Annotated in this window: 3 protein-coding genes; all 3 read left to right on the top strand. The window is 61.2% G+C overall.

The window, feature by feature from the left end; translation table 11 throughout:
• A partial coding sequence (locus E7681_RS18575; protein ID WP_425471412.1) for a DUF2924 domain-containing protein occupies positions 1–557 on the top strand: 557 nt, incomplete at its 5' end.
• Positions 557–1,882, top strand: coding sequence for a recombinase family protein (locus tag E7681_RS18570; RefSeq protein ID WP_136340755.1), 1,326 nt, complete (start codon positions 557–559; stop codon positions 1,880–1,882). The genes E7681_RS18575 and E7681_RS18570, both read left to right, overlap by 1 nt.
• Positions 1,879–2,265, top strand: coding sequence for a hypothetical protein (locus tag E7681_RS18565; protein ID WP_136340753.1), 387 nt, complete (start codon positions 1,879–1,881; stop codon positions 2,263–2,265). Before E7681_RS18570 ends, E7681_RS18565 begins: the two co-directional genes overlap by 4 nt.
• Positions 2,266–2,363: the final 98 nt, after the last annotated feature.

Below are 2,363 nucleotides of genomic sequence, written 5' to 3'. Positions count from 1 at the left end.
CTCGCCCCGAAAGAGCGGTGGTCGTTGTGCAAAACGTATCAGCATCGGAGGAAGTCATGAAGAATCACAATAAGATAACTGCAAAACGTCCCGGAGAAGATCCGAACTTGGATCAGACGGTGCTGTCGCGCCTGGCCGCCCTTAAGGCACTGTCGGTCAAGGAGCTGAAAGCAGAATGGGAAAAGCTCCTCGGCACCTCGGCGCCAAACAACAGCCGCGTGTTTCTCGAGCTGCGGATCGCGTATCGGCTTCAGGAACTGGCCTACGGCGGACCTGACCGCGAGACCCGCCGCATGCTGGATCTTCTGGCCGACGAGGTCGAAGGCCACGCCCGGCGCAAGCATCAGATTGCCGATCCCCGTAATCCCGTGACGGGCACGAAGCTGCTGCGCGAATGGGATGGCGTCGAGCATACCGTGACCGTGCTGAAGGACGGGTTCGACTGGCAGGGGCGTAAGTTCAAGTCGCTCTCCGCCGTCGCCCGCGAAATCACCGGCACACGTTGGAACGGGTACCGCTTCTTTGGTCTGCGCGAGCGCAAGCGGGAGGAAGCATGATGGAGATGAATGCCCGCCCCAACCGCCGCCTGCGCTGCGCCATCTACACCCGCAAATCGAGCGAGGAAGGGCTCGACATGGAATTCAACAGCCTCGACGCCCAGCGTGAGGCCTGCGAGGCTTACATCGCCAGCCAGAAATCCGAGGGCTGGGTCGCCACGCGCGAACGCTATGACGATGGCGGGTTCTCCGGCGGCACTATTGACCGCCCCGGCTTGAAGCAGCTGCTGGCCGACATTGACGACGGGCTGGTCGACGTGGTGGTCGTTTACAAGATCGACCGTCTGTCGCGCTCGCTGATGGATTTTTCGAAGCTGGTCGAGGTCTTTGACCGCAACGGCGTGACCTTCGTCTCGGTGACGCAGTCCTTCAACACGACCACCTCGATGGGACGGCTGACACTGAACATCCTGCTGTCGTTTGCCCAGTTCGAGCGCGAGGTCATCGGCGAACGTATCCGAGACAAGGTCGCCGCCTCTCGCAAGCGCGGGATCTGGATGGGCGGCTATGTGCCCCTTGGCTATGATGTGCAGGATCGCAAGCTTGTGGTGAACGAGGTCGAGGCCGCCTCTGTGCGACGGATTTTCCAGCGGTTCATCGAGTTGGGTTCCGCCACTGTGCTGGCGCGGGAGCTGCGTCACGAGGGCTTCCGTAACAAGCAGGGCACGCTGATCGATAAGGGCTATCTTTACCGGCTGCTGAACAACCGCGTGTATCGCGGCGAAGCTCTGCACAAGGGTAAGGCCTATCCGGGCGAGCATGACGCCATCATCGACGCGGACCTTTGGGATCAGGTCCATGCCATCTTGCAGGAAAGCCCCCGCAAGCGAGCCAACAACAGCCGTGCGCAAACTCCTGCACTATTGAAGGGGCTGATCTTCAGCGAAAACGGCGCCGCCATGACGCCCACCAGCACGAAGAAGGGGGCGAAGCTCTACCGCTACTATGTGTCAATGGACGTGATCCGGAACCGCGAGACCGGCGAGGAGACCGCGCCGATGCGGCTCGCCGCCGGAATGGTCGAGGGCGCGGTCGTGACCGAAGTTCGGCGCATCCTACAAACGCCAGAGGTCGTCACGCAGGTCTTGGCCGCCCTGAAACGCGATGACGGCGGGACATCTGAAACAGACGCCATCGCAGTCCTACACGAGTTCACGGCCCTCTGGTCGCAACTCTTCCCGGCTGAACAGGCCCGCATCATCCAGCTTCTTGTGCGGCGGGTCACGGTCACCACTGCTGGGCTCGAGGTCGACATTCGCCGTGAAGGCATTGCGGGCGTCATCCGCGAGATGATGGTGCCGCGCCGGATGGAGGTAGCGGAATGACCAAACCCAACGACACGATCCGCGTTCTCATTCCCATGACAGTTCGCAAGAAGAATGGGCGGCCGAAGATCCTACCGCCCGCCGACTACCGCCCCAGCGAGGACCAGACCCAAGATCCTCATATCCTGCGCGCCATCGGTCGCGCATGGGGATGGCGGCGGCGCATGGAGGCCGGTGAGTTCGCCACGATCCAGGAACTGGCCGAGGCGGTCGGGTTGGCCGAGCGGCATGTCAGTCGCCAGCTGCGCTTGGCCTATCTCGCGCCGGAGGTGTTGAAGCGACTGACATGCGAGCGAGAGGCCTCGGCGGTCAGCCTGTATGATCTATGCTTTCTGGCGGGAGAGACATGGCACAAGCAGGCTGAGCGGGTTTTTAGGGCATGAATTTTGGGGCCGTGAAGCACTGGTTTCCTGACCTTATGTAGATTTATGATGTAAAGTGATCGGACAGTGCTTTCTTCGCGCAATCAATTTTTGGATCA

The sequence above is a fragment of the Thalassobius vesicularis genome (assembly GCF_004799325.1).
Taxonomy (GTDB): Bacteria; Pseudomonadota; Alphaproteobacteria; order Rhodobacterales; family Rhodobacteraceae; genus Thalassobius; species Thalassobius vesicularis.
Note: the sequence above shows the minus strand (reverse complement) of the source record. Positions and strands in the feature narration are given on the sequence as shown.